Genomic DNA, 4726 nt, shown 5'->3' with positions numbered 1-4726 from the left:
TCTTCGCGCCGGCGATCCACCGGTAGTAGCCCGAGCGCGAGACCCGAAGGACCCGGCATATCCGCTGAACGCCGAAGGTCTCGGCGTGGGCGGAGACGAATTCCCAGCGGCGGGTCCTCGCTTCATCTCCTTGGCGAAATAGGCCGCCGCCCGGCGCAGGATCTCCCGCTCGAGCTCCCACTCCTTCTCCGCCTTGCGCAGCCGGCCGTTCTCCGCGCGCAGCCGGGCCAGTTCCTCGTCAAGGCTCTCCGCACTCTGCTCGCCGTGGCTGTGATCGCGGCCCGCGTGCTCGTCGGCCTGGCGCACCCAGCTCCGCAGCGTCTCGCCGGTCACCCCGACATCCGCCGCGACCGCCGCGTACGCGCGCTTCCCGCCCGCCGCGCGGTACAGCGCGACAGCGTCATTCCTGAACTCCGCCGGATACGGAGACTTACGTCCCACCAGGACACCTTCCCTTGGATCTGCAAGATCCATTGTCAGAGTGTCCACGTCACGGGGGTCGCCTCAATCCTGGCCGGTGCTCGCGAACTCCGCATGGTGACGTACGCCGCCCAGCACGCTGTCAGCAACGCGGAATGGAAGGATCAGGCGCAGTACCGCGTTGACTGCCTGCGCGGTCAGCAGGGGTCGCGCCCGTGGATCTGGAAGGGGATCATGTAGTACGCATTGACCGGAGCCGTTCAGCGATGCCGTACGAGTCTAGGCGTACGGAGCGGATGTCGTTGATCAGGTCGCGCCACAGGTCGTACTTCGTCTCTACGTGCTCGCCGGAGGCCTCCAGGTAGGCGATAGCGACGCCGTAGCCGTAGGCCTCGTTGCGGGCGGGGAGTGGGCGCAGCAGAACGCACTCCTCCAGGAACACGGCTGCCCGCCAGAAGGCGTCCGGGTCGCTCTGGTCAAGCCGGGGGGTGTTCACCCGGTGGCGTGCCGCCATGCCGACGAGCACGGAGAGGTCGTTGACGGTGAGGTCGGTGCGGAGGATGTCTTCCTGGCGGGCCAGGAGCCACCGGTAGTCGACGAGCAGTTCCACAGGTTCAGGCCGCCCGCGGGGTCTCGTGGGCGGCCAGCGGGAGGCCGCCGAAGTCCGCGTCGAACCGGTCCAGGATGCCCGGCTCGCCAATGACGCGGCGGAACACGGCGGTGGCCGTGTCGAGCAGCTTCTCGTGCTCCTTCTCTTCGGCGACCCGGGCGAGGTAGTCCTTCATGGACAGCCCCGCCCCGTCGGCCAGGGCCTTGAGGCGGTCTCGTGTGGTGTCGTCGATCTTGACGCTGGTGTCTGCCATGCTTCGAGTATGCCGAGTGGTATGCCGCCTCCGCTACCCCTTCCCGGGAAGCGGCTGTGAGCTGGGGTTTTCTTCCTGGGTCGGGTCTGGCGAACCGGAGTGGCCGAAGAGTGGCACGGCGTCGAGCGGATCCTTCTTGCTGATGTCGATCGTGCCGTCCGGCCGGTTGTACACGTCGTCGGCGAGGGTGGAGTCCGCGTTCCAGTCGCCGGCGGTGTTGCGCTCGGACAGCGGGGCCAGGGCCTCGGCCATGTCGGTGTTCGGGCCGGCCCGCAGGCTGTGGGAGGTGACCTTGAGGCCGTTGATGATGGCTACCTTTGCGGCGGCCGCGCGTGCCTTGACCATCTCTTTGACGGCCCGGCCCTTGAGGAACAGCCCGCGCACGGTCGCGTTGGTGCGGCGCTTGAGGTTGCCCGTCGTGGTCAGCGCGCGGAAGAAGGGCTTGGTCGGCTGGTACGCCGGCGGCCGGGTTCTGGTCGTGTTCGGTGGGCTCGCGCAGCTCGCGGAGATCTGCGATCCAGGCCCGCACACGGGCGACGATCTGCAGGTCAGCGCGGTCGCGGATGAACCACCACCGGCCGTTGCCCTTCCTCCGGGTCTTGCTCTTCGCGGTCCACACCCACACGCCGTCGTGGTCCACGCGGACGTGCTTGACGAGCAGGTTCGTGACCTCGATCGAGCGGTAGAGCATGCCGTACTGCAGTACCAGCATGGCCGCGTCGCGCCTGCCGATCCGGGTGCCTTCGTCGATCTTCGCGAGGACCCTGACCAGATACTTCAGGGTCAGGCCCGCGGACTGCTCCTTCTCGCCGCCGGCCGGGATGAAGTCCTCCAGGCGGTAGTTCTCGATCATCTCGCGGACCAGGGAGCCGTCCGGCCGATCACCCTTGGGGTACCAGGTGACGATGCGGGTGCAGTAGGCGAGGAGAGAGTCCGGGCTGTACGGGACGTACGGGGAGCCGGGCCGCCCCTTGCCGCGTTCCGTGAGGTGGCCGAAGTACGCCGCGACGTTCGCAGTGGTGGTGGTCGGCCGGGCGACCTGGCCCTCCTTCTCGCACCACTCCACGAAACGGGCCCGGCTCGAGTCCCGGTTGACGTGGATGTTTCGGGTGCCCCGTTCGTCGACGTGCTTCTTCACGCGTGGGGAACCGTGAAGTCCCGTGCAGTGAAGGCGGGATGGGTGTCGGCACGCGGCGGCAGCTCGCCCTCGACAGGGATCGTGTCGCGGGTGAGACGGTAGGGGACCGGAGTGGCGGGTGTCGTAGACGATGTCGTCCGGCTCGGTCGCTTCCGTCGCTGTCGTCACCCCAAGTCTCCGAGGCAGTCGTTGCAGATCGTGGGGCCGTCGGCCGGCTGGGAGAGCCGTGTGCAGCGCATGCATGACTCCAGCCCCTGGAACTCGGTCGAGCAGCCGAAGCAGTACTGCCTCGCGTCCTCCGGCGCGGCGGCCAGGTACGCCTCGTCGATCAGGGCGTGCGCGCCGCGCTCAGGGCAGTCCTCAGTGGGCGGGCCGGTCTTGCGGTAGTCGCGCCAGGAGTGTTCCAGCACCTCCACGGCGTACGGCAGCACGAAGGCTTCAGCTTCCCACCGTGCCTCGCAGAACAGGCATCTGACCTCGCCGCCCTCGGCGAGCAGAGCCCACTTCAGGCAGTCCGGGCATCGCAGGGTGTACCACTCCCGGCCGGCCAGCTCGGGCGTGATCCGGTCCATGATGATCGCGGAGTAGCTGCGGATCCGCGGCAGCGCCTCCCGCACGTGACGCATCTGCTCGTCCAGGTGTTGGGCCTCGTCGCCCGTCAGTCCCAGTCGCAGGTGGTCGTCGACGAAGGCGATGAGAAAGTCCAGCACCTGCGCGGCGCGCTTCTACCGCGGGGACGGTGGCGGTTAGCCCGAAATGCTGGAGCCGGTTGCGCTGCTGGGTCAGGTGGGTGATGTTCCCCTTGTCCTCCGGCGAGATCTCGACACCCTGGGTGCGGAGCCGTTTGATCGCGTCGTCAGTCTTGCAGCTGGTGAAGTCGCCTTGCTTGTAGGCGAGTTGGTCGGCCTCGTCCGGCTTGGTGAAGACCTGGCGCTAGTCGAAGGAGGTCAGGCGCGCCTTGAGCAGGACCTCGGTGGCCGCCTGGAGGTGCAGGACTCCGTACTTCAAGTCCCGCGGGCCGGGCTCGTCGCGGTCGAGGTGATTGACGACGCTGCGCAGGTAGTCGTGGCGGCCGTGACCGCGTCCCCGGCGGACATGCACTATCCGCCGATCCAGAACGGCATGGTGGCGAGGACAGAGGAACCGACGAATTGCGGCTCCCGCAGTGACGGAATGTGTGGAGCGGAGTCGGCGGGCCGGGCGGCTGCCGGGCAAAGTGAGGCGAATCGTACCGTCACCGGCTTTTCGGTGCGATCGCCCAGACTTCAGGGTGGGAAATTGAGCATAGCCGTGCAGGCCAGGGGCGGGCCTGTACCGTGTCGGTCACCTTCCCTCGACCAGGTCGTTGGCGGATTATGCGCAAGATCGTTTCTATTGCGGCGGTTGTCATCTTCGGTACTGTCTTGGCTGGTGCCGCGCACGCGTCCTTGAAGGCTCCTGCCATGTCGGCCGCTGCCGAGGACGGTCAACTCCTCCTGACTGTCAGCGGGTCCACGAACACCTGGATCAGGGGAGTCCGCCTCAACTGCCCTCCCGCATCGAATGCCACCCATCCCCACGCCCCGGAAGCCTGCTCAGCCCTGGCCGAAGCCCAAGGCGACTTCGACGCGCTATCCGGTGATCCCAAGTCCTGCTCACCTAAGTACGACCCAGTCACCGCCTCTGCCACTGGCACCTACAGAGGCAGACGCGTGGCCTGGCATGGCACGTTCGGCAACGCTTGTGCCTTGGACGCTGCCACCGGACCCGTCTTCCGATTCTGACCCTCAGTCTTCCTCTGGCTCCCTGATAGCCGCCCGCCCGGCCATGGGCAAGGTCCTCTACGCGCGAGTGGAGGTGTGTCGGCGTAGTTGGGGACGTCGGCGTAAGCCTCCTGGTGGAGGCACTGGCTCAGCCTCGTGCAGGAGACGGTCTTGCGTCGACGAGGACCGCGGCGGGGGCGGACCGGAGGAATACCGTCGGTTTGAGCGCACGGCTGACTTGCTCGTTGCCGGTCGTAGCCAGGAAGGTGGAGGCGCGGCCGTACGCTCGCCGGCGACGGGGCTTCCGGGCCGGACTGCGGTCCTGCCCTCCTCCCCGTGTACCGCCAGGGTCGGCGGGCGCAGCGCAGTCATCGGCGTGGCACCCCGAGGAAGGCGAGGAGGAATCCAGACTACTGCTGAGGTCCGTGATCCCCGTGATCCCCGTGCGACCTCGTGACCGGCGCGGCTGGTATGCCACGATTGGTGCTCGGAACAATGCGCCCAGGGGGGAATCGCATGTACGAGACCAGGGGGGCCCGGACCTCGGCACGGGCACGGGCGTC

6 protein-coding genes and 1 pseudogene are annotated in these 4726 nt (G+C 67.7%); 1 reads left to right on the top strand and 6 read right to left on the bottom strand.

The window, feature by feature from the left end:
- From ABZ471_RS47765 to ABZ471_RS47740, 6 genes and pseudogenes are all read right to left on the bottom strand, one after another.
- Positions 1-441: pseudogene (locus tag ABZ471_RS47765) on the bottom strand (transposase); the annotation flags it as partial.
- Between the two features lie 211 nt (positions 442-652).
- On the bottom strand, positions 653-1030 hold the full coding sequence (locus ABZ471_RS47760) for a toxin Doc (RefSeq protein ID WP_359075424.1): 378 nt from the start codon (positions 1028-1030) through the stop codon (positions 653-655).
- Positions 1031-1034: 4 nt separating this feature from the next.
- Positions 1035-1283, bottom strand: a complete 249-nt coding sequence (locus tag ABZ471_RS47755; RefSeq protein WP_359075423.1) for an antitoxin MazE7 — start codon at positions 1281-1283, stop codon at positions 1035-1037.
- A gap of 33 nt (positions 1284-1316) precedes the next feature.
- The gene (locus ABZ471_RS47750; RefSeq protein WP_359075422.1) at positions 1317-1814 is read right to left on the bottom strand and encodes a hypothetical protein; all 498 of its coding nucleotides are present in this window, start codon (positions 1812-1814) and stop codon (positions 1317-1319) included.
- Between the two features lie 771 nt (positions 1815-2585).
- Positions 2586-3131 (bottom strand): hypothetical protein, encoded by a 546-nt coding sequence (locus ABZ471_RS47745; protein ID WP_359075421.1) that lies wholly within the window; start codon positions 3129-3131, stop codon positions 2586-2588.
- Between the two features lie 223 nt (positions 3132-3354).
- Entirely contained in the window at positions 3355-3522 is a 168-nt protein-coding gene (locus ABZ471_RS47740) for a hypothetical protein (protein ID WP_359075420.1), read from the bottom strand.
- A 254-nt stretch (positions 3523-3776) separates the two neighbouring features.
- On the opposite strand from ABZ471_RS47740, the gene ABZ471_RS47735 reads away from it, so the two are divergent.
- Entirely contained in the window at positions 3777-4184 is a 408-nt protein-coding gene (locus tag ABZ471_RS47735) for an SSI family serine proteinase inhibitor (RefSeq protein WP_359075419.1), read from the top strand.
- Positions 4185-4726: the final 542 nt, after the last annotated feature.

Origin of the sequence: Streptomyces sp. NPDC005728, assembly GCF_040630895.1 — a bacterium.
GTDB lineage: Bacteria > Actinomycetota > Actinomycetes > Streptomycetales > Streptomycetaceae > Streptomyces.
The sequence above is the reverse complement of the archived record's forward strand: the minus strand, read 5'-3'. Positions and strand labels throughout refer to the sequence as shown.

What these genes read in the sequence shown, in the direction of transcription:
- ABZ471_RS47755 (WP_359075423.1), bottom strand. Translation starts at nt 1,283, where the DNA reads ATGGCAGACACCAGCGTCAAGATCGACGACACCACACGAGACCGCCTC.
- ABZ471_RS47735 (WP_359075419.1), top strand. Translation starts at nt 3,777, where the DNA reads ATGCGCAAGATCGTTTCTATTGCGGCGGTTGTCATCTTCGGTACTGTC.